Genomic DNA, 23,802 nt, shown 5'->3' with positions numbered 1-23,802 from the left:
ACCTGACCCCATGCCGAACTCAGAAGTGAAACGCCGTAGCGCCGATGGTAGTGTGGGGTCTCCCCATGCGAGAGTAGGGAACTGCCAGGCATCCAATTAAGACCCTAGGGTCGTGACTTTCACCGTGACACGTGAAAGGTGATATACCTGAATTCAGACGTTTTCTGAAATCAGTACAGAATCGGTGGAGCGGTAGTTCAGTTGGTTAGAATACCTGCCTGTCACGCAGGGGGTCGCGGGTTCGAGTCCCGTCCGTTCCGCCACCCTATTTAGGGGCGTAGTTCAATTGGTAGAGCACCGGTCTCCAAAACCGGGTGTTGGGGGTTCGAGTCCCTCCGCCCCTGCCAGAAAAAAAGGATCCTTTGCTTAGCAAAGGATTTTTTTTGCCTGAAAAACGCCCGATACCAGACCCGGCGTACGCCGGGCCGTGTTCTCTGTAATAAATACTCCTGTTTTTTTCGCTTTTCCCCTCAGCGGGTGATTACCGGAACCTTAAGTAGCTGTTTTAAGGCTGCCTGCTGGTCGCTATTCTGTAACCAGACGGCATACAATGGCCGTATCACGGCCGGGGTTTCACTGACTGTAATAAGATCTTTATACAAGGTCTGCCAGTATTCAGGTAAAAAGGCACAGGAATCGGTAGTATGCAACAGATCTCTGGCGATATGGGCAGAGGTAGTCGTGAGCACCGGTGATTCTTCAGCGGATAAATAAAGCTCATGCTGATGAAAATCGGCCCCCCATTCCAGCTTAATGTACTGATAACGATCCTTTTTCTCAGATTCTCGTGAGCGAAACAGTGCCAGAGAGATATGCCCTATCTGCTGACTGGACAGTTCATCCATCTTCGGTGCTTCCGTGGTGATTAACACATCCAATTGTCTTTCATGGATTTGTTTGACCAGCAGGTGTCGTTGTGCGACTCTTGCCTCAATATGCAGGTTTTCCCGGTTCTGATAGAGGCTTTTCAGCCATGGGGTGAGGTAGGCCTCCCACAGTGCGGTGCTGGCTCCAATGGTCAGTTCATGCTGTTGCTGGGACAATGAGACTTCTTTTTTGGCGGTCAGCCAGGTACTCATCAGTGTTTCTGCATAGGGCAATAGGCGTTCACCAGCAGACGTTAAACGAATATTATTACGGTGCCGGGTAAATAAGCTAACACCCAGCTGATTCTCAAGCTGCCGGATGCGAAAACTGACCGCTGATTGCGTCAGGTAGAGCGCTTCGGCTGCACGGCCGAAATGGCGTGTTCTGCTGACTTCCAGGAACGTTTTCAGCAATTCGGTATCCATCACTACATCTCCAAAATTATTAATCGATAAGATTAAAATCTTTTGTTTTACACTTTGTCAAGCCTAACTAATACTCCGCGCCATAAATCACACGACCATTAAAGAGTTAGGAGCGTGTAAAATGTCGGATAGCTTTACCACAACCAATCGCTTTTTTGATAATAAAAACTACCCGCGAGGGTTTTCACGCCACGGTGATTTTACGATTAAGGAAGCACAGCTACTTGAACGCCATGGTGTCGCGTTTAATGACTTGGATCTAGCCAGACGTGAACCGGTAACCGAAGAAGAAACCCGCTTCGTTGACGTGTGTCGTGGACTGCGTGCACCAGAAACTGAAGCAGAGCGTGTCTGGTCAAAATATATGTCCAGGATCAAACGTCCTAAACGTTTTCACACCCTGTCTGGTGGCAAGCCACAGATGGATACTGTTGAAGAGTTTAATGACAGCGATGATTAATTAAGTAAGGAGCCTGCGGGCTCCTTTCCTGTCTCTGGCGCTAAGCACGTTCTAGCCGTCACGTGGATACCTCTACGTCCTCTTGCACGCCCTCCTTACCGTTGCAGCCGCTGTATCAGCCTCTCCATAGCACGGTAACCGACTGCCTCCTGCAGGTGCCTGCGTCCAATGGCCTCACAAGACTCCAGATCCGCCAGAGTTCTAGCAACTTTAAGTATGCGCTGCCATGCCCTAATGGATAACCCCAACTGATGTAATACCTCCTCAAGCCAGCGAGCATCGCTGCTGGTAAGCGAGCAGTACTTTCTGACCTGCTGAGTATTCATCAATGCATTCACCTTTCCGCTACGCGCCAGTTGTCGCTCACGACCGGCAATCACTCGCAGACGAACGGCCTCGCTGTTTTCGGTTGCAGTTAACGGCTGGCTGAGCGTTCCCGGGGGCAGTAAGGGTACTTCCAGAGAGAGATCAAAGCGATCAAGGAACGGCCCAGAGAGGCGATTTAGATATCGTAGTATCTGGCTGTCTGGCTGACGTTGATTGGCTCCCTGATAGTGCCCAGTCGGTGCTGGATTCATGGCTGCCAGCAGTTGGAAACGTGCCGGGTAGGTGATTTTTACTCGAGCTCGAGAAATCATGATCTCACCGGATTCTAGGGGCTGACGGAGTGCATCTAGAGTCTTACGGCCGAACTCCGGCAGTTCATCCAGAAATAGGACACCGTTATGAGACAGCGAAATCTCTCCGGGCTGGGGGATAGCGCCACCTCCGACTAAAGCCGCCAGTGAGGCACTGTGATGAGGAGAGCGGAAAGGACGCTGATAGCAGAGTGCACTGACCGGCTTTTCTTTACTGAGACTGTTTAAAGCCGTGCATTCCAGCGCCTCTTGTTCACTGAGTGGTGGCAGTAAGCCGGGTAAGCGCGACGCTAACATCGTCTTGCCAGTCCCTGGGGGGCCGATGAATAACAAGTTGTGCCCACCTGTTGCGGCGACTTCAAGAGCTCGCTTTGCCTGTTGCTGACCGATAACTTCCTGTAGGTCCGGGATAGTGGCGATGTTTGTCGCTGGTGTACAGACCGCCTCTTGCAGCATGCACTTATCATGCAAAAAGTGACAGACCTGCAGCAGGTCTGTAGCGATAAACGTCACGGTTTCCGTGACCAGTCCGGCTTCTTGGCCGTTAGCCGCTGGGATCACCATGCGGCGTGACTGACTACGGGCTGCCATCACTGCCGGAATCGCCCCCCTGACGGCCGCGGTGCTGCCGTTTAATGCAAGCTCTCCGAGGAACTCCAATCCGTCGAGGAGGCGGCCAGGGATTTGTCCTGATGCAGCCAAAATAGCGATGGCGATAGGCAGATCATAGCGGCCGCCTTCCTTAGGCATATCCGCCGGAGCCAAACTAACGGTGATCCGGCGGGCTGGGAAGGTAAAACCACTGTTGATAATGGCGCTGCGCACCCGTTCGCGGGCGTCTTTGACGGTGGCCTCGGGCAACCCGACCAAGTTCAACGTGGGCAGTCCGCGGCTCAAATGGACTTCAACCGTGACAGAGGGCGCATCGATACCAATAATTGCCCGCGTCATTACTCTGGCGTATGACATGTCATACCTCCCTAAAAAGGACAGACTAGCGGTTTGAACTTTGCTGCGGGGTGAATCTTTATCCACGTTGTGCCACAGGCCGCGGGATTTAAATCATGATGACACTGGCAGATATTTTTTTGCGAGCTGTGGCAGGAGGTGGTGCTTATTGAAAATCACCCATGAAACCGGTTTCTAATATAATTAATACTTATCAATGATTTGCTTTAGTGGGACGTCGGTAGCCGAAAAATAATTTAAAAAATAAGTTGTCACTACCCATAAATTCGTGATACCTCTTTATGCATTAAAATGAATACAGCGTGATTAAAACTGATATGAAAGCCGTTCTCCGAGTGATTAGCCTGATTGTGATTAGCGTGGTGGTGATTATTCTACCATCGTGCGGGGCTGCACTCGGAGAAAGAAAGGCTTAGAAAATCAGGCCTTAATCCAAAGAGAACCCCCGCACCGACAGGTCCGGGGGTTTTTTTTTGGACCACGCAGAGCAGGGTATTTTCAAAAAATGACATCGACGTGACCGGACAGCACTCGGTGAAATCAAAAAATAAGAAGCACAGGTGAATAAAAATGACCGGAGCACAGTGGGTAGTTCAGGCTTTAAGGCAACAGGGCATTAAGACGGTATTCGGATATCCCGGTGGCGCGATTATGCCGGTTTACGATGCACTCTATGACGGCGGAGTAGAGCATTTGCTGTGCCGCCATGAGCAAGGGGCTGTTATGGCGGCGATTGGCTATGCTCGGGCTACGGGTCAAACCGGAGTCTGTATTGCAACCTCTGGTCCAGGTGCCACTAACCTGATCACCGGACTGGCGGATGCAATGATGGACTCCGTGCCGGTGGTGGCGATCACCGGGCAAGTTTCTCGTGCAGTGATCGGCACCGATGCATTTCAAGAGATCGATGTATTGGGCTTATCGCTGGCCTGTACCAAGCACAGTTTTATGGTGCAGTCCGCTGAAGAGTTACCGGCAGTAATGGCTGAAGCCTTTGCAATTGCTCAGTCCGGTCGCCCGGGCCCGGTTCTGGTGGATATTCCTAAAGATATCCAACTGGGTGAGGCCGACTTCTGTGCTGCCGAGGCCTCCGTGGGATCGCCGGACGTCTCAGCGGAACAAGATATTGCCCAGGCGCTGACGTTACTACGCCAAGCCAAAAAACCGATGGCTTATATCGGTGGCGGTGTCGGGATGGCGGGTGCAGTGGCTGAATTACGCCAGTTTCTGGCGGTAACGGCGATACCTTCGGTCTGTACCCTGAAAGGGTTGGGCTGTGTGGAGGCCTCTCAGGACACCTATCTGGGTATGCTGGGCATGCACGGCAGTAAAGCGGCGAACTTGGCGGTTCAAGAATGCGATTTACTGATCGCTATCGGTGCGCGTTTTGATGATAGGGTCACCGGCAAGCTGGATACCTTCGCGCCGGATGCTGCGGTGATCCATCTGGATATCGACCCAGCGGAGTTCAATAAATTACGCCGTGCCCATGTCTCCTTACAGGGAGAGCTGAGGCAGACGCTGACGGCACTGAGTCAGCCCTTGGCGATCAGCGACTGGTGTAGCACGGTAACTGCAATGAAACGTGATTATGCCTGTCGCTATGACCATCCTGGTGATGCCCTGTATGCCCCCGCTCTACTGAAAGCCCTCTCTGATAAGAAACCTGAACAGACCATTGTCACGACCGATGTTGGCCAGCACCAGATGTGGACAGCGCAACATATGGACTTTACTGCACCTGAACGCTTTATTACCTCCAGTGGCCTGGGGACCATGGGCTTTGGTTTACCGGCGGCCATCGGCGCACAGGTCGCTTGTCCAGACCATACGGTGATCTGTGTGTCCGGGGACGGTTCTGTGATGATGAATATCCAAGAGCTGGGCACCATCAAACGGAAAAATCTGCCGGTAAAAATCTTACTGCTGGATAACCAGCGCCTGGGCATGGTACGTCAATGGCAGCAACTATTTTTCGAAGAGCGCTACAGCGAAACGTTGCTGACCGATAATCCTGACTTTCTGATGTTGGCCGCCGCGTTTGGTATCCCCGGCCAGAGTATCAGTCGTAAAGATCAGCTTGATGATGCCTTGGAGACGCTGCTCAACAGTGAAGGAGCTTACTTCCTGCATGTGGCAATTGATGAAGCGGAAAATGTCTGGCCGTTGGTACCGCCGGGTGCCAGTAATAACAATATGATGGAGGAGACCCGATGAATCAGCACCAGTTATCTGTCGAGGCGCAGTTTCGCCCAGAAGTGTTAGAACGTATCTTACGGGTCGTCCGTCATCGTGGTTTCCGCATCATGGCCATGACAATGGCCGAGGGAGCAGACGCCGAGAAGATCAATATCGAAATGACAGTTGCCAGCCAGCGTCCTGTCGGGCTACTGTCAGTGCAATTAGCCAAACTGACGGATATTACACACGTTCAGGTGCACTAAAAAAATACACAACACATCATGCCAAAGGCGTAAAGGACAAACACAATGAGCACTAAAAAAGCAGAGCTGATCTGGTTCAACGGTGAAATGGTTAAGTGGGAAGAGGCTAAAGTGAGCGTCATGTCTCACGCTCTGCACTACGGTACCTCTGTATTCGAAGGTATCCGTTGCTACAACTCCCACAAAGGGCCGGTGGTGTTCCGTCACCGTGAACATATGCAGCGTCTGCGTGACTCCGCCAAAATCTACCGTTTCCCGGTCTCTCAGAGCGTGGATGAACTGATGGAAGCCTGCCGCGAAGTGCTGCGGGTGAATAAGCTGGAAAGTGCCTATATTCGGCCACTGGTCTTTGTCGGGGATGTCGGACTGGGCGTTAACCCGCCAGACGGTTACAACACCGATGTGATCATTGCCGCCTTCCCATGGGGTGCTTATCTGGGCGCGGAGGCACTAGAGCAGGGGATCGATGCAATGGTTTCTTCCTGGAACCGTGTTGCGGCCAACACGATCCCAACCGGTGCTAAAGCGGGTGGTAACTACCTCTCCTCCCTGTTAGTCGGCAGCGAAGCGCGCCGCCATGGTTATCAGGAAGGGATCGCGCTGGATGTGAACGGGTATCTGTCAGAGGGTGCGGGTGAAAACCTGTTTGAAGTGAAAGACGGCATTCTGTTTACTCCTCCGTTCACCTCTTCGGCGCTGCCGGGGATCACCCGTGATGCCATTATTACTCTGGCGAAAGATCTGGGTATTGAAGTGCGTGAGCAGACACTGTCTCGTGAGTCCTTATATCTGGCTGATGAAGTCTTTATGTCGGGGACTGCCGCTGAAATTACTCCGGTTCGCAGCGTAGATGGGATTCAGGTCGGGGAAGGCCGTCGTGGGCCAGTGACTAAACGTATTCAGGACGCGTTTTTTGGCCTGTTTACTGGTGAAACAGAAGACAAATGGGGCTGGCTGGACCAGGTTAACCCATAACAACCCCCTGATTTGCGCGGACCTCGGGTCCGCGGTTTTTTTTGACCGACTGGAGTAAACAGAGTATGCCTAAGTATCGTTCCGCCACCACCACCCATGGCCGTAATATGGCCGGAGCCCGCGCCCTGTGGCGTGCGACCGGAATGACAGACGATGATTTCGGAAAGCCTATCATTGCCGTCGTTAACTCATTCACGCAATTTGTTCCCGGCCACGTTCACCTGCGCGATCTCGGGAAGCTGGTGGCAGAACAGATTGAAGCATCTGGTGGTGTGGCAAAAGAATTCAATACCATCGCTGTCGATGATGGCATTGCGATGGGCCACGGCGGTATGCTGTATTCCCTGCCGTCCCGCGAACTGATTGCCGATTCTGTCGAATATATGGTGAATGCACACTGTGCCGATGCCATGGTGTGTATTTCCAACTGCGATAAAATCACCCCGGGAATGCTGATGGCATCATTACGCCTGAATATTCCGGTGATTTTTGTTTCCGGTGGTCCAATGGAAGCCGGTAAGACCAAACTTTCTGACCAGATCATCAAACTGGATCTGGTGGATGCCATGATCCAAGGGGCAAACCCGAACGTCAGTGATGCCGACAGCGAACAGATCGAACGTTCTGCCTGCCCGACCTGTGGCTCCTGTTCTGGGATGTTCACTGCCAACTCGATGAACTGTTTGACCGAAGCGCTGGGCCTGTCTCAGCCGGGTAACGGCTCTCTGCTCGCCACCCACGCCGATCGTGAAAAGCTGTTTATTAATGCCGGTAAGCGTATCGTGGGTCTGACCAAACGTTACTACGAGCAGGATGATGCCTCGGTATTGCCACGCAACATCGCCAGCAAGGCGGCATTTGAAAATGCCATGACGCTGGATATCGCGATGGGCGGTTCCACCAATACCGTGCTGCACCTGTTGGCTGCCGCACAGGAAGGGGAAATTGACTTCGATATCTCCGATATCGACCGTCTATCACGCCAAGTTCCGCACCTGTGTAAAGTGGCACCAAGCACCCAGAAATATCATATGGAAGATGTTCACCGTGCTGGTGGCGTACTCGGTATTCTCGGCGAGCTGGATCGAGCCGGGCTGCTGGACACCTCAGTGCCGAATATCCTCGGGACGACCCTGCGCGAAACCCTCGATCAGTACGACATTATGCTGACCGGTGATGAAGAGGTGAAAGAGATGTTCCGCGCGGGCCCTGCGGGCATCCGTACCACCAAAGCTTTTTCGCAGAATTGCCGTTGGGATACCTTGGATGATGACCGTGAGCAGGGATGTATCCGTTCCCGTGAGCACGCCTTCTCACAAGATGGTGGTCTGGCAGTACTGTATGGCAACATCGCGCTGGATGGCTGTATCGTGAAAACCGCCGGCGTTGATGAAGAGAGCCTGACCTTCCGTGGACCGGCGAAAGTCTACGAGAGCCAGGATGATGCGGTTGAAGCGATCCTTGGCGGTAAAGTGGTGGCCGGTGATGTCGTGGTGATCCGCTACGAAGGTCCAAAAGGCGGTCCGGGAATGCAGGAAATGCTCTACCCGACCACCTACCTGAAATCGATGGGCCTTGGTAAAAGCTGTGCGCTGATCACCGATGGACGTTTCTCTGGCGGCACTTCCGGCCTGTCTATCGGCCACGCGTCGCCAGAAGCGGCGAATGGGGGGCTGATTGCCCTGGTTAACAATGGCGATATTATTGATATCAATATCCCACAACGTAGCATCCGTCTGGATATCGACGAGGCTGAAATGAAAGCGCGCCGTGAGGCAGAAGAAGCCCGTGGTGATGCCGCCTATACGCCGAAATCCCGTCAGCGTGAAGTCTCTTTTGCGCTGCGTGCTTACGCCTCACTAGCGACCAGTGCCGATAAAGGCGCCGTCCGTGACAAGAGTAAGCTCGGGGGCTGATCAGCATGGCAGTAGCAAAACCTCTTTCCTCCGCACCTACTGGTGCGGAGTATCTCCATGCGGCATTACGTTCTCCCGTTTACGAGGTGACTCAGGTCACCCCATTGCAGAAAATGGAAAAACTGTCTGCGCGTCTGGGTAACACCCTGTTAGTCAAACGTGAGGATCGCCAGCCGGTACATAGTTTTAAACTGCGCGGTGCTTACACCATGATTGCCGGGCTGTCTGAACAACAGCGCACCCAGGGCGTGGTAACTGCCTCTGCGGGTAATCATGCGCAGGGGGTCGCCCTGTCCGCCAGCCGTCAGGGAATTAAATCGCTGATTGTGATGCCGGTGGCCACCGCGGATATCAAGGTCGATGCGGTACGGGCATTTGGTGGCGAGGCACTGTTGCACGGGGCTAATTTCGACGAGGCGAAAGCCAAAGCTATCGAACTGTCACAACAACATGGCTATACCTTTGTTCCACCGTTTGACCATCCGGCCGTGATTGCCGGTCAGGCCACCTTAGCGCTGGAGCTGCTGCAACAGGATGCCCACCTTGACCGTATTTTTGTTCCCGTCGGGGGAGGCGGTCTGGCTGCTGGGGTGGCAGTACTGATCAAACAGCTGATGCCGGAAATCAAAGTGATTGCGGTGGAAGCCGAAGATTCGGCGTGCCTGAAAGCGGCTCTGGATGCTGGCCATCCGGTAGACTTGCCGCGGGTAGGACTGTTTGCTGAAGGTGTGGCGGTGAAGCGGATCGGTGATGAAACCTTCCGCGTCTGTCGCGAGTATCTGGACGATATTATTACCGTCGATAGCGATGCCATTTGTGCAGCGATGAAAGATATTTTTGAAGATGTCCGAGCCATTGCCGAGCCTTCTGGGGCGCTGGCACTGGCTGGCATGAAGAAGTATATCCAGCAGCATGGCATTCAAGGTGAGCGACTGGCGCATGTGTTGTCCGGGGCTAACGTTAATTTCCACGGTTTGCGCTATGTGTCTGAACGCTGCGAACTGGGTGAACAGCGTGAAGCCTTACTGGCGGTCACTATTCCGGAAAAACAGGGCAGCTTTTTGAAGTTCTGTCAGATCCTTGGTGGCCGCGCAGTGACCGAATTTAACTACCGCTATGCGGATGATAACAATGCGTCACTGTTTGTTGGGGTACGGCTGACCCGTGGTCTAGAAGAGCGGGCGGAAATTATCGCTCAGCTTCGTCAGGACGGGTATGACGTGGTTGATCTGTCCGATGATGAGATGGCAAAACTGCATCTGCGTTATATGGTCGGGGGGCGTCCTGGTAAACCTCTCCAGGAGCGGCTGTTCAGTTTCGAGTTTCCGGAGTCTCCCGGCGCTCTGCTGAAGTTTTTGCAGACTCTGGGCACCCACTGGAATATCTCTCTGTTCCACTATCGCAGCCACGGCACCGACTACGGTCGGGTACTGGCAGCCTTCGAGCTGGGTGAAAACGAACCTCGCTTCGATGAACACCTGCAAAAACTGGGCTATGACTTTCATGATGAGAGTGATAACCCAGCATTTCGTTTCTTTCTGGCGGGGCAGTAATTACAGCAGTCCCCAGAAAGCGTTAATCAGCGGCTCTGCGAGCCGCTTTTTCTGAACGCAGACTCCCAATTCAAGCGGTGCGCCTAGATCGGTGCGGATAACCTTCATCACCCTGTTGCGTACCGGCTCCGGACTGTTTTCCAGCACGACATCGGGTAACAGCGCAATGCCACAACCCAGTGCCACCATAGATACCATCGCCTCATGCCCGGAGACCGTGGCATAGATCAGCGGTGACGAAATCTTACGGCGTTTCAGCCATTGCTCAATGCTGCGTCTTACCGGCCCCTGTTCCGGCAGAATAAAGGGGATGCGGCTCCAGTCCGGATTATCGTCGCTCATCTGGGTACGTACTGGGCAGGGTAAGGCTGGGGCGATTAGCGCCAGGGGTAACACATCCAGCGGCGTAAAGGCCACGCCAGCAGGTAGTGATTCCGGTTTGCCGGCGATAGAGATATCGGCCTCACCGGAACTGACTCTCTGGACCGCATCGGAAGGGTCGCCGGTACTCAGTTTAATCTCGACTTGCGGGTGTTCAGCGCGAAATCGGTCCAGCACCGGCGGTAGATGGCTGTAGGCTGCTGTTACCGAACAGAACAGATGGAGTTCTCCACTAAGGGAAGGGCTGTTGAGATCCATCGTGTGACGTAGCTGCTGATAGTGCATCAGCGTTTGGCGGGCGAACTGCGCAAAATTCTCGCCTGCGGCGGTGAGACTGACTGAACGGTTATCGCGGATAAACAGCGTGTGTCCGGTCTCTTCCTCCAGCCGCTGGATCTGCCGTGACAGGGTCGAGGGGCTGACATGGGTAGCGGCTGCGCTGCGGCCAAAATGGCAGCTTTCTGCCAAGTGTAAAAACAGTTTCAGATCCCGTAGGTCCATCAAGTTACCCCGCCAAATAGTATTTCATAATATGCAATATGATATTGTTAATATATCAATTTAAGCAATGGAAATCATGGCATATGATAGGGTCATTCTCAGTACAGCAGCGGCTGTCACTGAACATCAGATAAATACAAACACAACAAAGATACGGAGTACCCATGGCCAACTATTTCAACACATTGAATCTGCGTAATCAGTTAGCGCAGTTAGGTAAATGTCGTTTTATGTCACGCGAAGAATTTGCTGACGGCGCAAGCGTCCTGAAAGGTAAAAAAGTCGTGATCGTTGGTTGTGGTGCTCAGGGTCTTAACCAAGGCCTGAACATGCGTGATTCTGGCCTGGATGTCGCTTATGCGCTGCGTGAAGAAGCCATCGCTGAAAAGCGTGCCTCATGGCGCAAAGCGACAGATAACGGCTTCAAAGTGGGGACCTATGAAGAGCTGATCCCACAGGCAGATCTGGTGATCAACCTGACGCCAGACAAACAGCACTCTGCTGTGGTTCAAGCGGTTCAGCCTCTGATGAAAGAAGGCGCCACCCTGGGTTACTCTCACGGTTTTAACATCGTTGAAGTGGGCGAAACCATCCGTAAAGATATTACTGTAGTGATGGTTGCGCCAAAATGCCCAGGGACTGAAGTGCGTGAAGAATATAAGCGTGGTTTCGGCGTACCAACGCTGATCGCAGTTCACCCAGAAAATGACCCTAAAGGTGAAGGTCTGGCGATTGCTAAAGCCTGGGCAGCGGCGACCGGTGGTCATCGTGCAGGGGTATTGGAATCCTCTTTCGTTGCAGAAGTAAAATCTGACCTGATGGGTGAGCAAACTATCCTGTGTGGTATGTTACAGGCGGGTTCGGTACTGTGCTTCGATAAGCTGGTGGCCGAAGGGACTGACCCGGCTTACGCCGAAAAACTGATCCAGTTCGGTTGGGAAACCATCACCGAATCTCTGAAATTCGGTGGCATCACCCTGATGATGGATCGCCTGTCTAACCCGGCAAAACTGCGTGCTTATGAGCTGTCTGAACAGCTGAAAGGCATCATGGCGACCCTGTTCCAGAAACATATGGACGATATCATCTCCGGTGAGTTCTCTTCCGGTATGATGGCTGACTGGGCGAAAGACGATAAAGACCTGCTGACCTGGCGTGAAGAAACCGGTAAAACCGCGTTTGAAAATGCGCCACAGTTCGAAGGTAAAATTGCTGAGCAAGACTACTACGATCAGGGTGTTGTGATGATCGCGATGGTGAAAGCTGGCGTTGAACTGGCATTCGAAACCATGGTGGCCGCCGGTATCATCGAAGAGTCTGCTTACTATGAATCACTGCACGAGCTGCCACTGATTGCTAATACCATTGCCCGTAAGCGTCTGTACGAAATGAACGTGGTCATTTCTGATACTGCAGAATACGGTAACTACCTGTTCTCTTTCGCCGCAGTACCGCTGCTGAAAGACTTTATGGCACAGCTGCAGACCGGTGACTTAGGTCAGGAAACCCTGAGCGGTAATGCGGTTGATAATGCTCAGCTGCGTGACGTGAACGAAGCTATCCGCCAGCATCCTATCGAAAAAGTCGGCAGCAAGCTGCGTGGCTACATGACCGATATGAAACGTATCGCCGTTGCCGGGTAATCCCGTCATACTGTGCACTGACCCCGGCTTGGCCGGGGTTTTTTTATGCCTAAAATCCAGTAATTACGATGAATTCAGCGCTTACTGAATGCCAAGCGGGCAGCAAAAGAGAGTAAGACCAGACCGGTAAGACGATCCATCACTGACACGACTTTAGGGTGTTTAAACAGACGACTGAATTTATGGGTCGCTGAGATCACCATTGTCAGCCAGATGAGCCCTAAGCACATATGAATGCCGACTAAACCCAGCGTCCAAAAAAACAGTGACTGACCCTGTGGGATAAACTGCGGCAGGAAAGAGAGGTAAAAAATACCGACTTTTGGGTTGAGCAGATTGCCTGTCACCCCGCGTAACAGCCAGTTAGGGTGCTTCTCGCTAGGCAAGTCACTGTCCGTCAATGTAGTGCGCGGACGCAGTAACATCCCCACTCCCAACCAACATAACCAAGCAGCTCCACAGTATTTCAAGATATCGTACGCCAGTTGAGAAACTGCCACCAGAACACCGAGGCCACAGGCTACCGCTATTCCCCACAGTAGGCAGCCGAGATTAATCCCCAATAACGTATGAAAGGCTTGTTTGCGGCCCTCAAGGGTTGCGGTGCGCAGTACCAGTGCCGTATCCAGGCCAGGGGTCAGGGTTAACAGTGCGGCAGCACAGGTATAGGCAATAAGGCTTTCGGTGATCGTCACAGGGCCATTCTCCAAGGAAAACTAAGGTTATAACAAGTCAGGAAAGGGAAAGACAAGGGATAAAAAAACTCCCTGCGTAGCAGGGAGTTGAGGTCTGTCAGGAAGGCTCAAACAGTGTCTGATGGCGGGTTTCCTTGCTGGCAATCAGCGCCAGCAGTGTCAGCACTGCCATTGCCGCCAGATAGAGGCCGACCGCGCTCAAGCCGTAATGAGAGTTCAGCCAGGTCGCGATATAAGGGGCAACGGAAGCACCCAGAATTGAGGATAGGTTATAGGAGAAAGAGGCACCAGTATAACGCACCTCTGTTGGGAATAATTCCGGCAGCAGGGCGCCCATCGGACCAAATGTCAGCCCCATAATGCTTAATCCCGCGATCAGGAACAGCATCACCAGCCACGGCGAGCCTGAACCTAGCATCATCGGGAACAGGAAAGCAAAGGCGATGATCAGCAGAGTAATGGTGATCATGGTACGACGGCGACCGAAGCGGTCAGCCAGAATACCGGCCACCGGAATGGTGATACCAAATCCAATAACGGCCACCATCAGCATCCATAGGAAGCTATTACGTGAAAAGCCTAATCCTGCAGGCGCTGGTGCAGTACCGTAACTCATTGAATATACGGTCATGATATAGAACAGGGTATAGGTTGCCAGCATAATAAAGGTGCCGATAATGGTCGCACCCAGATGTTTTGACAGCAGCGTCCCAATTGGGATTTTGACCTGTTTTTTCTCTTGCTTCACTTTGGTGAAGGCGGCACTTTCGTGCAGCGAGACTCGCACATACAGACCGATGATCACTAGGACCGCAGACAGAATAAACGGTACACGCCAACCCCAATCCATAAACTGCTGATTCGTCAGCAGCCAAGAGAGCAGCAGGAAGGTGCCGTTAGCGAAGAAAAAGCCGATGGGGGCACCCAGTTGCGGGAAAGAACCGTACAGCGCCCGTTTTTTGGCTGGAGCATTTTCGGTGGCCAGCAGTGCCGCGCCTCCCCACTCACCGCCCAGTCCAAGACCCTGACCAAAACGGGCCAGCGCCAATAACAGAGGAGCCGCCACACCAATAGTGCTGTAACTCGGTAGCAAACCGATGACAACCGTCGAGATGCCCATAGTCAGTAATGATGCCACCAGGGTGGCTTTACGACCAATACGGTCGCCAAAGTGGCCGAACACCGCTGAACCGATCGGCCGGGCAACAAAAGCGATAGCGAAGGTCGCCAGCGATTGCAGGGTTGCAACCGTTTCATCCCCCTGAGGGAAGAAAATATGCGGGAATACGATCACCGCCGCAGTGGCATAGATGTAAAAATCAAAAAACTCAATAGCGGTGCCGACCAGTGAAGCGATAACGACTTTTCCTCTGGAATTCACCGGGGGAGAATCTGCAGGTGAGGAATAAGACTCAGAATTGCTGCTTTGCATAATAATAGTTTCTTATTTTTTGTAACGAGAGACGGACCATATTAGCAGGTGTTTTGCAGGCATCAATCACGAAGATCCCAGTAATGGCGGGGATTATGAGGGGAAAAGAGGATAATATCTGATGCGTGAAAGTTACCGGAAGATGACAAGGGAGCTCTCGGTCTTTTCAGACTAATTCACTAAAAAGGGGCGTAAAAAAAGTGCGTATTTTACCAATACGCACTTTTTTGCATCAAAAACCGCCTACAGCCAAAATATCTATCCGGATTCACTACCGGTTACATTTTGAGAGCTTTGCGCAATCTCAGTGTCTTGTTGTCCAGATTTTTGTTCGGGTTCATCGTAGTCCGCAGTGGCTATCCACGCTGCGCAAAACAATGTCAGTCGGGCAAAAAAATAGAAAAAGGCCATCAGTCCTAACACTGACCCGAAGGCCGCACCTGAAGGGGACGATGCCACCTTAGGCAGCATAATGGTCATAATAAATTTGATGATTTCAAAACCGATCGCTGCCAGTAAGGTTCCACGGAATAACGCTTTTTTGGGCGGCTGGTGGCGCGGAAGTATCCAGAAGATCCACAGGAAGATCAGATAGTTTGCGGCGATGGAGATCGACAAGGCAATCACCGTCATCACCGGACGTAGCCAGTCGATATGCCCTAACCCCAGTGCATTGACGATAGCATTCTGGGCGGAGCCCGCCACCGAGTTCAGAGAAAGTGAAATAATCAGGGCTAGCATCAACCCGGTCAGGGAAATAAAGTCGCGGACATACTTAAACCAGATTTTTTCTTGGTCATGAGACTGTCTTTCCCACACATCCCGGGACTGAGCACGGATCGCTTCCCGTAAATTCCCCACCCAACTGATCCCAGAGTACAGGGCCAGCAATAGCCCAGTCAGGCCGACAGTGGTTCGTTGCTGAATAGCGGTACGGACAGTGCTCTTAAGGGTGCCAGCCAAACTTGGGTCACTGATACTGCCAACGATTTTGTCGATAAGACCCGTCAGTAAGTTCTGATTAGAGGCCAGCACAAACCCAACCGCGGCAAAGGAGACCATCAAGATAGGGATTAATGACAGAAACGAGAAATAGGTGATTGCGGCACCAAACTGGCTACCGAGGCGATCATTAAAACGCTCTATGGCCCGCAGGAAATGAGCAACCGCCGGAATACGGGTAAACCAGTTTATTTTTCGCGAAGCACGATTAATCGGCCGATCTACCGAGGGATTACCGGTATTAATCATCGGGATCGGCTTTTCGTTTTTTCCCTTTTCAGCAGGGGTAGTTTCCGCCATGAAAGAAAGGCTCCTTTTTCGGTTCAGTGAAAAACAGGCTAAGTATAGCGGGCAATTAGCAGTGAGACGAATCAGGCCATTAATTGTCCGTTGCCGCGACTAGCAAGGTAAAGTGATCTCTCCACTGATAAGGGTTGTGCAATGGCCGCCGACTCGGACCTCACCGTGCGGGTAACTGATGGACAGTTTGCCATACCGACCCACGGATAAGCCCTGACGGGCTCGGTAATTTGCCGTTATCCCCTGAGCGGCAAAGTAGTGTGCCAGACAGGCATTGGCACTGCCGGTAACCGGATCCTCAACCCGGGAACCTTGCTGCATAAAGATCACGCGGACTTCATAATCTTCATCGCTGTCATCCTGCACTGGAGCAAAGCTTACTATGCCTTTGACATCGGCCTGTTGTGTCAGATCATCGAGCTGTGCCGGTGACGGAGAAAAGGCCCGTAAGGTGCTGACATCAGGCAGTGGAAGTAACAGCCAGCGACTGCCGACGCCACCGATGGCCGATTGTAAGGCGTCTTCTCTCTCCGGAGCGCTTAACGCTTCGGTTAAGGCAGAGGAATAGGGAACGATATCTGTATGGGGCGCGGTGAAAGCCAAGCTGTTATCGGGCTGACGGTGTATTGCGATCAATCCCGCAGCACATTGCTGAATGACATGCTGTTGGTGTAGCTGAATCAGCCCGCGCTCTAATAAAACATGGGCGGTGCCCAGGGTGGGATGGCCGGCGAAAGGCAACTCTCCACCGGGGGTAAAAATACGCACCTGATAGTCAGCCCCCGACTCTGTGGATGGCAGTACGAAAGTGGTTTCCGAGAGGTTGGTCCAGCGGGCGATAGTCAGCATCTGCTGATCACTCAGTCCGCGAGCATCGGTGATAACGGCTAGCGGATTACCGAGATAAGGGACATCACTGAAAACATCGGTCTGGCTAAAAGCAATACGGCGTAGCATAAAGAGGGGCTCCAGTTAGCAGGATGATACCAGTGTGCCATTAGTGGCAGGTGGAGAGGATTATTTTTTGCGGCCAATACTACGACTATAGTGTAAACAGGGTCGTTGCTAGGAGAGCATATATGCTGACTGTTTACGGTAAAGAAACCTCACTTAATGTCCGTAAGGTGCTGTGGTTATGTGATGAGCTGGCGCTGGATCACCGGTGTGAAGAGCCTGAGTCGGCCACGTTTCGCAGAGTACGGGCTGACAATGACGGACCGGTGCTGCGAGACGGTGATTTTGTACTGCGTGAAGCCAATACGATCCTGCGTTATCTGGCCAGCTCACATCAGGCGTATCATTTGTATCCTCAGGCTTTACATCAGCGGGCACTGACCGAACAGTGGATGGATTGGCAGGCTACTGAACTCAATACGTCGTGGCGGTTCGCGTTCAGCGCATTGGTGCGACAGTCCCCAGCGCACCAGAACTCGGTATTATTAGAGGCGGCGTGTAAAGGCTGGAATGACACTATGGCAGTGCTCAATCAGCGGCTTATAGAAACCGGCTATTATGTGGCCGGACGTCATTTCACCTTGGCAGACATCCCCATTGGCTTGGCGGTTAACCGTTGGTACGAAACGCCGTTCGAAAAACCGGCCTGTCCGGCCATCCGCCGTTATTATCAGCGTTTAACGGATCGACAAGGCTATGTCCGCTGGGGGCGTAACGGGATCCCGTAAGGTTCCGAGGCTAGTTTTATCGAAAACGGCCTATAAAAAGGGCGGCCCCCTAAGGGTGCCGCCCACTTGGTTTACCCAGCCAATCGAATCGCTGAGATAATACGTCGTTATTTTCCTGCCACGTCTGCTGGTACACGGCTTTCGTCGTTTGCCGCCATGGACGGCGACGAGGTTTCGCTGACTGCCGGAGCGGTATAGCTTAATTCCAGAATGCGGCTGGTGGAAGATAAGACGCGTTCTGATGCCTCGGCATCACCTTCCAGCGATGTGCCATAGGAAGGCACCAGTTGGCAGATTTTTTGCTGCCAAGCTGGGCTGCCCATCTGCGCGGGGAACATTTTCTTCATCAGATCCAGCATAATCTTGGCCGCGGTTGAGGCCCCCGGAGATGCACCCAGTAACGCCGCAACGGTACCATCTTGGGAATTGACGATTTCTGTACCTAATTTCAGTACGCCACCCTGTTTCGGATCGTTATCGATAATCTGAACACGTTGGCCAGCGACTACCAGACGCCAGTCTTCGGCTTTAGCATCCGGCACATATTCCTGCAGCGCTTTAAGACGATCGCTGTCGTTCAGCATGACCTGGCCCACCAGGTATTTGATCAGATCAATATTTTTACCGCCCACCTGCATCATCGGAAACAGATTGGAGGGTGTCATTGAGCAGAACATATCCAGCAATGAGCCCTGTTTCAGGAATTTTGTAGAGAAGGTAGCGAACGGGCCAAATAGCAGAACTTGTTTACCGTCGAGCATACGGGTATCCACATGGGGTACTGACATCGGTGGGGCACCGACACTGGCTTTACCGTAGACCTTCGCCAGATGCTTCTTCACCAGTTCAGGGTTTTCGGTCACCAGGAAGGAGCCACCCACCGGGAAACCGGCATAGCGACGCGCTTCCGGAATGCCACTTTTCTGTAACAGAGGCAGTGCGGCCCCGCCAGCACCGATAAACACATGACGGGCAGTCAGGGTACGGGACGTGTGGGTGTTCAGATCCTGCAAGGTGACTTGCCAGCGGCCATCACCAAGACGTTTCAGTTGGCGAACTTCCTGGCGGGTTCTGAGGGTAAAATGTTCACTTTTCTGCAGAGAGTGTATTAATTGGCGGGTAATTTCACCAAAATTAACATCGGTACCTGCTTCGGTTCGAGTTGCAGCAATCGGCGTCCCAGGCTGACGACCTTCCATTAGCAGGGGAACCCACTCCGCAATCTGTTGTGGATCTTCAGAGTATTCCATACCGCGGAACAGCGTACTATTCTTCAATGCTTCCATACGCTTGCGCAGAAAGTCTACATTCTGCTGACCCCAGACAAAACTCATATGCGGGGTGGTATTGATAAAGGTCTTTGGCTGACTAAGTCGTCCAGCTTCTACCAAGGATGCCCACAGCTGACGGGAGATTTGAAAGGCTTCGTTAATAGCCACCGCTTTACTGATATCGATGCTACCGTCTGATTTCTGCGGGGTGTAATTCAGTTCTGCCAGGGCGGAGTGCCCGGTGCCGGCATTATTCCAGCCGTTGGAGGACTCCTCTGCCACGCCGGACAAACGCTCCACCATCTCTAGCGTCCATTCTGGCTCCAGTTCCTGAAGAAAAGTTCCCAGTGTGGCACTCATCACACCGGCGCCGATCAGTAAAACATCGACATCTTTTCCTTGCTGAACCTTTTGCCCAGCAGTAGCACTACTGCTCATGGCGAGAGAAAGGTTCATTGTTGATTTACACATGAGGCAACATCTCCTCTTCTGTCCGGCGTCCGCCACCGACAGGCTTGCAGGCGAAATAAAAGTTTTCGGAACGGCATAGTATTACCGATCTGAAAAAGAAAAAGTGTGCGGCATCCTCATAATTTGTCACGGTTATGAGCGGGTGCTGCGCTATCCGTTATACCTCTGAATATAGCATTTATGCCTCAGAATTAAACAACTGTTTACGGGCAGATTTTTAGGAAAAGATTCGGGATTTTCAGCAGATTACGCGAGTGATGCCGTTTTTTTGAACAGAATATTCGGCGACCAATCCACAACACCGCCATGGGCGAATACTCTACGGGGGGAGGCAGACCGCTGTTCACTCCAGCAACTGATTATTATCTACTGAGACGACGCCAGCAGAAGCGAATAATAAAAAATTCGAGGAGGCCTAACAGTAAAAACCAGAGGCAGAAAATAATGGTATACAGCTGATTTAAATCCACAATATGGAAAATCGACATCAGGGTTTTGGATAGACTGAGACCGAAGGTGGGGGCGGGTAGCAGCAATGCAGATAAAAAGCTCATCAGTAAGATCCCACAGGGGATTAACAGGGTTTCTAACGGATTTTTCATAGGAGATGCCCAGCGGGAAGACGTGTTCCATTGTCAGGCAATTTCCGGAGGGTTTCAATCAGCCATTCGGCATGTATTGAAAAGGAAAGGAGCGGTAATGGGTCTGCTGACGGTAGGCAAAGCCGCCTACTTTTATAGAGTAACAGCCTATTTTCATAGGCTTAGGAGAAAGTTAGCGGCAGTTATACATTATAGCCTTGGCTATAACTAACATCATGATTTTATTGTCTTTTTTATTTCATCTCATCATGGTAGACTGCGCTCCGGCCTGGTGCTGATTCTCGTGGAACAGTGACGTTGTTCTCGACAAACGGATAAGTGTCCGGGAAATTCTTCTGAGTGATGAAATAACATGGATCTGATTACCACAATTATCTTGGCGTTCGGGATGTCAATGGATGCATTCGCTGCAGCCTTAGGAAAAGGGGCCACCCTTAACCGCCCTGGGGTGAAGGAGGCGCTACGCACCGGCGTTATTTTTGGTGGCATAGAAATGCTGACCCCGTTGATCGGCTGGTGTATCGGGCTGGCCGCGAGCCGTTTTGTGATGGCCTGGGACCACTGGATTGCCTTTGTTCTATTAGCAGTACTGGGTGGCCGGATGATCATCGGTGCAGTGCGCCAGCCGCAAGCCGAAGACTGTGCTCCACCGGACCGTCACGGATTTATGGTACTGGCGATGACCGCGGTTGCGACCAGTCTGGATGCGCTGGCTGTCGGCGTCGGACTGGCTTTTCTACAGGTGAATATTGTCCTCACTGCGCTGGCTATTGGAGCCGCTACCACGCTGATGGCGACGGCGGGTGTGTTGGCTGGCCGCTTTATCGGACCCATTTTAGGCAAAAGGGCTGAAATTCTTGGCGGCGTGATGTTGATTGGTATTGGTTGTACTATTCTGCTTGAGCACCTTAGCCAATAAATGCGCCTACGGCCATGCAGGCAGTTGTATGAGGGGGTTTGTGCGGTTACTCTGTATCAGCAAGTGACAATCGGTGTGATACTGGCCCAGTAGGGCTAGGATCCGTGATTGTGGGGCGATGGTGTGCCGCCTCAACCAACCGCCGGGCTATTCGTTGCCACGGCTGATGACACCTGACATTCAACTTAACCTGTCTGTGTGAGGAGAGGGGGTGTCAGGTCGTGATACGTCCTTTCCCTGGCAGCGATTGTTTCAGGAACTCTTATGTTTAAGTCTTTTATGGCGGTATTAATTGGTGGTGGCGCAGGCTGCCTGCTGCGTTGGTTCTGCTCGATGCGCTTTAACCCCTTATTTTCCAACCTGCCGCTCGGGACACTGTTGGTCAACCTGGTAGGAGGGTTTATTATCGGCGCCGCCCTGGCCTGGTTTGCCCGCCATCCGCAACTCGATCCGGCGTGGAAACTGCTGATCACCACCGGTTTATGTGGTGGCCTGACCACCTTCTCGACCTTCTCGGCAGAATTAATGGTGATGCTGCAGTCTGGGAAATATCTATGGGCGATGACCAGTGCTTGTCTGCACCTGTTCGGCACGTTACTGATGACCTTTGCCGGTTTCGCCTTGATCACCGCCTTCAGTTAAGCCAGCCCGTAAAGGGGATTGCGCCGGACTGGCAACAGAATATCTATGATGATCTTCGAGAATGTCAGACCCTGTTGCCATTCTGGATGAGTATCAACGAATAGCGGCAATCTCCGCAGACAGATAGCTGAAGGTTCGTGAATTTTGCACTAAGCTTGCGGTTCATCATTCTGCCACGGACGCAATGTATGTTATCCGAACGCTTTGAAAAATTTATTGATATCTTTCGGCAGCCGCCGTCGGAGGCTCCTCCAACGACGATTGGTCGCTTTTATGCCTATTATTTACGCCAAGTATGGCCCTGTTTTGCCGGATTACTGGTGGTGGGGCTGGTGGGGGCACTGATCGAAGTCGCCCTATTTGGTTACCTGAGTAAAATTATTGACTTGGTCAATGCCTCTCACCCGGCAACCCTGTTTCATGAGCACTGGTTGCTGCTGAGTTGGATGGGGGTCGTGGCCCTGATTATCCGGCCGATATTTATCGCGTTACATGACCTACTGATCCATCAAACCATCAACCCGCGGATGACCAGCATGATGCGCTGGCAACATCATCGCTATGTGCTGCGCCAGAGCCTGACCTTCTTCCAGAACGATTTCGCTGGGCGAATTGCACAGCGTATTATGCAGACCGGTAACTCATTATGTGACTCCTCGGTACAGTTGGTGGATGCCCTCTGGCACGTTGCGATTTATGCGATTACCTCGCTGGTATTGTTTGCTGAAGCGGACTGGAAACTGGTGATCCCGCTGGTGATCTGGCTGGTGGTCTATATCGCCTGTCTGAAGTACTTTGTGCCGCGGGTGAAACAGCGCTCGGTGGTCTCGTCCGAAGCCCGCTCAAAACTGATGGGCTTTATTGTCGATGGATACACGAACATCGCTACCCTCAAACTGTTTGCACACAGTTCCCTTGAGGAAAAAAACGCCCGTGAAGCCATTCAGGAACAAACCGAGACCACACAGATGGCCGGTCGGATGGTGACTGCGATGGATGTCACACTGTCGACGCTGAACGGAGCGCTGATTGTCAGTACTACCGGCCTAGCGTTGTGGCTATGGAGTCAGTCATTGATCTCGGTCGGGGCTATCGCTTTGGCCACCGGTCTGGTGATCCGTCTGGTTAACATGTCTGGCTGGGTGATGTGGGTGGTGAACGGCATTTTCTCTAACATCGGGATGGTTCAGGATGGCATGGGGACCATCTGTCAGCCGCTGAGTGTGCAGGATAAGCCGGATGCGCCACAGTTGAACGTCACGCAGGGTAGCATTGACTTTGACCATGTTTCCTTCAGTTACGGTAATGGTCGCCGCATTCTGTCAGATATCGATATGCGCCTGCGTCCTGGGGAGAAAATTGGCCTGATTGGGGCTTCCGGTGCCGGTAAATCGACACTGGTAAACTTGTTGCTGCGGATGTATGACCTTAACCAGGGGCAGATCCTGATTGATGGTCAGAATATTGCTGAGGTCACTCAGGAGAGTCTGCGTAGCCAGATCGGCATGATTACTCAGGATACGTCGCTGCTGCATCGCTCGATCCGCGATAACTTGTTATATGGTCGTCCCGGAGCCAGCGATCAAGAAATTGAAGCAGCGCTGCGCGGGGCGCGGGCAGATGACTTTATTCCTCACCTCTCTGATGCACAGGGACGCTACGGTCTGGATGCGCATGTGGGGGAACGCGGGGTGAAACTGTCCGGCGGGCAGCGCCAGCGTATTGCTATCGCCCGTGTACTGCTGAAAAATGCGCCGATCTTGATTATGGATGAGGCAACCTCTGCGCTGGATTCAGAAGTGGAAGCGGCCATCCAGGAGAGCCTTGAATCCCTGATGACCGGGAAAACGGTGATTGCTATTGCCCACCGCTTGTCCACCATTGCCCGCATGGATCGGCTGATAGTCCTGGAACAGGGGAAAATAGTGGAAACAGGTAACCATCAGCAATTGTTGGAAAAACAAGGTGTCTATGCCCGCCTGTGGCAGCGTCAGACCGGCGGTTTTTTTGGTAG

At 52.4% G+C, this 23,802-nt stretch carries 21 protein-coding genes, 2 tRNA genes, 1 rRNA gene and 1 riboswitch; of the genes, 15 read left to right on the top strand and 9 right to left on the bottom strand.

The features are described 5' to 3' along the window. The 3 genes from rrf to DW47_RS0108310 all read left to right on the top strand — a co-directional run. Positions 1 to 90 (top strand): 5S ribosomal RNA (gene rrf, locus DW47_RS16630); the annotation flags it as partial. A gap of 96 nt (positions 91 to 186) precedes the next feature. Beyond that, positions 187 to 263: transfer RNA gene (locus tag DW47_RS0108315), tRNA-Asp, on the top strand. Positions 264 to 271: 8 nt separating this feature from the next. Then, positions 272 to 347: transfer RNA gene (locus DW47_RS0108310), tRNA-Trp, on the top strand. A gap of 123 nt (positions 348 to 470) precedes the next feature. Here DW47_RS0108310 and hdfR read toward each other — a convergent pair. Continuing rightward, positions 471 to 1,292: an HTH-type transcriptional regulator HdfR gene (gene hdfR / locus DW47_RS0108305; protein ID WP_029685937.1), complete on the bottom strand. Its 822-nt coding sequence runs from the start codon at positions 1,290 to 1,292 to the stop codon at positions 471 to 473. A 121-nt stretch (positions 1,293 to 1,413) separates the two neighbouring features. Between hdfR and DW47_RS0108300 the strand changes: the two genes are divergently transcribed. Then, entirely contained in the window at positions 1,414 to 1,752 is a 339-nt protein-coding gene (locus DW47_RS0108300) for a MaoP family protein (RefSeq protein WP_029685936.1), read from the top strand. Positions 1,753 to 1,847: 95 nt separating this feature from the next. On the opposite strand, the gene DW47_RS0108295 is transcribed toward DW47_RS0108300, so the two are convergent. Beyond that, positions 1,848 to 3,359 (bottom strand): YifB family Mg chelatase-like AAA ATPase, encoded by a 1,512-nt coding sequence (locus DW47_RS0108295; RefSeq protein ID WP_029685935.1) that lies wholly within the window; start codon positions 3,357 to 3,359, stop codon positions 1,848 to 1,850. 317 nt (positions 3,360 to 3,676) lie between these two features. On the opposite strand from DW47_RS0108295, the gene ilvL reads away from it, so the two are divergent. From ilvL to ilvA, 6 genes are all read left to right on the top strand, one after another. Next, the gene (gene ilvL / locus DW47_RS16940; protein WP_071846628.1) at positions 3,677 to 3,775 is read left to right on the top strand and encodes an ilv operon leader peptide; all 99 of its coding nucleotides are present in this window, start codon (positions 3,677 to 3,679) and stop codon (positions 3,773 to 3,775) included. 154 nt (positions 3,776 to 3,929) lie between these two features. Next, positions 3,930 to 5,576: an acetolactate synthase 2 catalytic subunit gene (gene ilvG / locus DW47_RS0108290; protein WP_029685934.1), complete on the top strand. Its 1,647-nt coding sequence runs from the start codon at positions 3,930 to 3,932 to the stop codon at positions 5,574 to 5,576. Then, positions 5,573 to 5,803 (top strand): acetolactate synthase 2 small subunit, encoded by a 231-nt coding sequence (gene ilvM / locus DW47_RS0108285; protein ID WP_029685933.1) that lies wholly within the window; start codon positions 5,573 to 5,575, stop codon positions 5,801 to 5,803. The genes ilvG and ilvM overlap by 4 nt, the downstream gene beginning before the upstream one ends. Positions 5,804 to 5,848: 45 nt before the next feature. Continuing rightward, positions 5,849 to 6,778, top strand: coding sequence for a branched-chain-amino-acid transaminase (locus DW47_RS0108280; protein WP_029685932.1), 930 nt, complete (start codon positions 5,849 to 5,851; stop codon positions 6,776 to 6,778). A 65-nt stretch (positions 6,779 to 6,843) separates the two neighbouring features. Beyond that, entirely contained in the window at positions 6,844 to 8,694 is a 1,851-nt protein-coding gene (ilvD, locus tag DW47_RS0108275) for a dihydroxy-acid dehydratase (RefSeq protein WP_029685931.1), read from the top strand. 5 nt (positions 8,695 to 8,699) lie between these two features. Further along, positions 8,700 to 10,247: a threonine ammonia-lyase, biosynthetic gene (ilvA, locus tag DW47_RS0108270; RefSeq protein ID WP_029685930.1), complete on the top strand. Its 1,548-nt coding sequence runs from the start codon at positions 8,700 to 8,702 to the stop codon at positions 10,245 to 10,247. On the opposite strand, the gene ilvY is transcribed toward ilvA, so the two are convergent. Then, positions 10,248 to 11,129 carry an HTH-type transcriptional activator IlvY gene (gene ilvY / locus DW47_RS0108265; protein ID WP_029685929.1) on the bottom strand — a complete coding sequence of 294 codons (882 nt, stop codon included), beginning with the start codon at positions 11,127 to 11,129 and terminating at the stop codon, positions 10,248 to 10,250. A gap of 164 nt (positions 11,130 to 11,293) precedes the next feature. Between ilvY and ilvC the strand changes: the two genes are divergently transcribed. Beyond that, positions 11,294 to 12,772: a ketol-acid reductoisomerase gene (ilvC, locus tag DW47_RS0108260; protein ID WP_029685928.1), complete on the top strand. Its 1,479-nt coding sequence runs from the start codon at positions 11,294 to 11,296 to the stop codon at positions 12,770 to 12,772. A gap of 74 nt (positions 12,773 to 12,846) precedes the next feature. Here ilvC and DW47_RS0108255 read toward each other — a convergent pair whose 3' ends face one another. The 4 genes from DW47_RS0108255 to DW47_RS0108240 all read right to left on the bottom strand — a co-directional run bounded on the left by DW47_RS0108255 (position 12,847) and on the right by DW47_RS0108240 (position 17,158). Next, the gene (locus DW47_RS0108255) at positions 12,847 to 13,467 is read right to left on the bottom strand and encodes a LysE family translocator (protein WP_029685927.1); all 621 of its coding nucleotides are present in this window, start codon (positions 13,465 to 13,467) and stop codon (positions 12,847 to 12,849) included. Between the two features lie 97 nt (positions 13,468 to 13,564). Continuing rightward, positions 13,565 to 14,899: an MFS transporter gene (locus DW47_RS0108250; protein ID WP_029685926.1), complete on the bottom strand. Its 1,335-nt coding sequence runs from the start codon at positions 14,897 to 14,899 to the stop codon at positions 13,565 to 13,567. A gap of 258 nt (positions 14,900 to 15,157) precedes the next feature. Then, positions 15,158 to 16,201, bottom strand: a complete 1,044-nt coding sequence (yhjD, locus tag DW47_RS0108245; RefSeq protein ID WP_038027394.1) for an inner membrane protein YhjD — start codon at positions 16,199 to 16,201, stop codon at positions 15,158 to 15,160. Positions 16,202 to 16,300: 99 nt separating this feature from the next. Continuing rightward, positions 16,301 to 17,158, bottom strand: a complete 858-nt coding sequence (locus DW47_RS0108240; protein ID WP_029685924.1) for a PhzF family phenazine biosynthesis protein — start codon at positions 17,156 to 17,158, stop codon at positions 16,301 to 16,303. 122 nt (positions 17,159 to 17,280) lie between these two features. On the opposite strand from DW47_RS0108240, the gene DW47_RS0108235 reads away from it, so the two are divergent. After that, positions 17,281 to 17,883, top strand: a complete 603-nt coding sequence (locus DW47_RS0108235; RefSeq protein WP_029685923.1) for a glutathione S-transferase N-terminal domain-containing protein — start codon at positions 17,281 to 17,283, stop codon at positions 17,881 to 17,883. Positions 17,884 to 17,990: 107 nt separating this feature from the next. Here the strand turns inward: DW47_RS0108235 and mqo are convergent, their stop codons facing one another. Further along, entirely contained in the window at positions 17,991 to 19,625 is a 1,635-nt protein-coding gene (gene mqo / locus DW47_RS0108230) for a malate dehydrogenase (quinone) (protein ID WP_029685922.1), read from the bottom strand. Between the two features lie 362 nt (positions 19,626 to 19,987). After that, the gene (locus DW47_RS0108225; RefSeq protein WP_029685921.1) at positions 19,988 to 20,227 is read right to left on the bottom strand and encodes a DUF1158 family protein; all 240 of its coding nucleotides are present in this window, start codon (positions 20,225 to 20,227) and stop codon (positions 19,988 to 19,990) included. Between the two features lie 352 nt (positions 20,228 to 20,579). On the opposite strand from DW47_RS0108225, the gene mntP reads away from it, so the two are divergent. The 3 genes from mntP to DW47_RS0108210 all read left to right on the top strand — a co-directional run. After that, a complete protein-coding gene (gene mntP / locus DW47_RS0108220; RefSeq protein WP_029685920.1) occupies positions 20,580 to 21,146 on the top strand; it encodes a manganese efflux pump MntP in 567 nt (188 codons plus the stop codon). Between the two features lie 105 nt (positions 21,147 to 21,251). Beyond that, positions 21,252 to 21,329, top strand: a riboswitch (Fluoride riboswitch). 81 nt (positions 21,330 to 21,410) lie between these two features. Further along, a complete protein-coding gene (gene crcB, locus DW47_RS0108215; RefSeq protein ID WP_029685919.1) occupies positions 21,411 to 21,788 on the top strand; it encodes a fluoride efflux transporter CrcB in 378 nt (125 codons plus the stop codon). A 188-nt stretch (positions 21,789 to 21,976) separates the two neighbouring features. Then, positions 21,977 to 23,802 (top strand): ABC transporter ATP-binding protein (locus tag DW47_RS0108210; RefSeq protein ID WP_029685918.1); only part of this gene is annotated, 1,826 nt, incomplete at its 3' end.

Origin of the sequence: Tatumella saanichensis (genome assembly GCF_000439375.1) — a bacterium.
Classification (GTDB): domain Bacteria; phylum Pseudomonadota; class Gammaproteobacteria; order Enterobacterales; family Enterobacteriaceae; genus Tatumella; species Tatumella saanichensis.
This window is presented reverse-complemented; position numbering and strand designations above follow the sequence as displayed.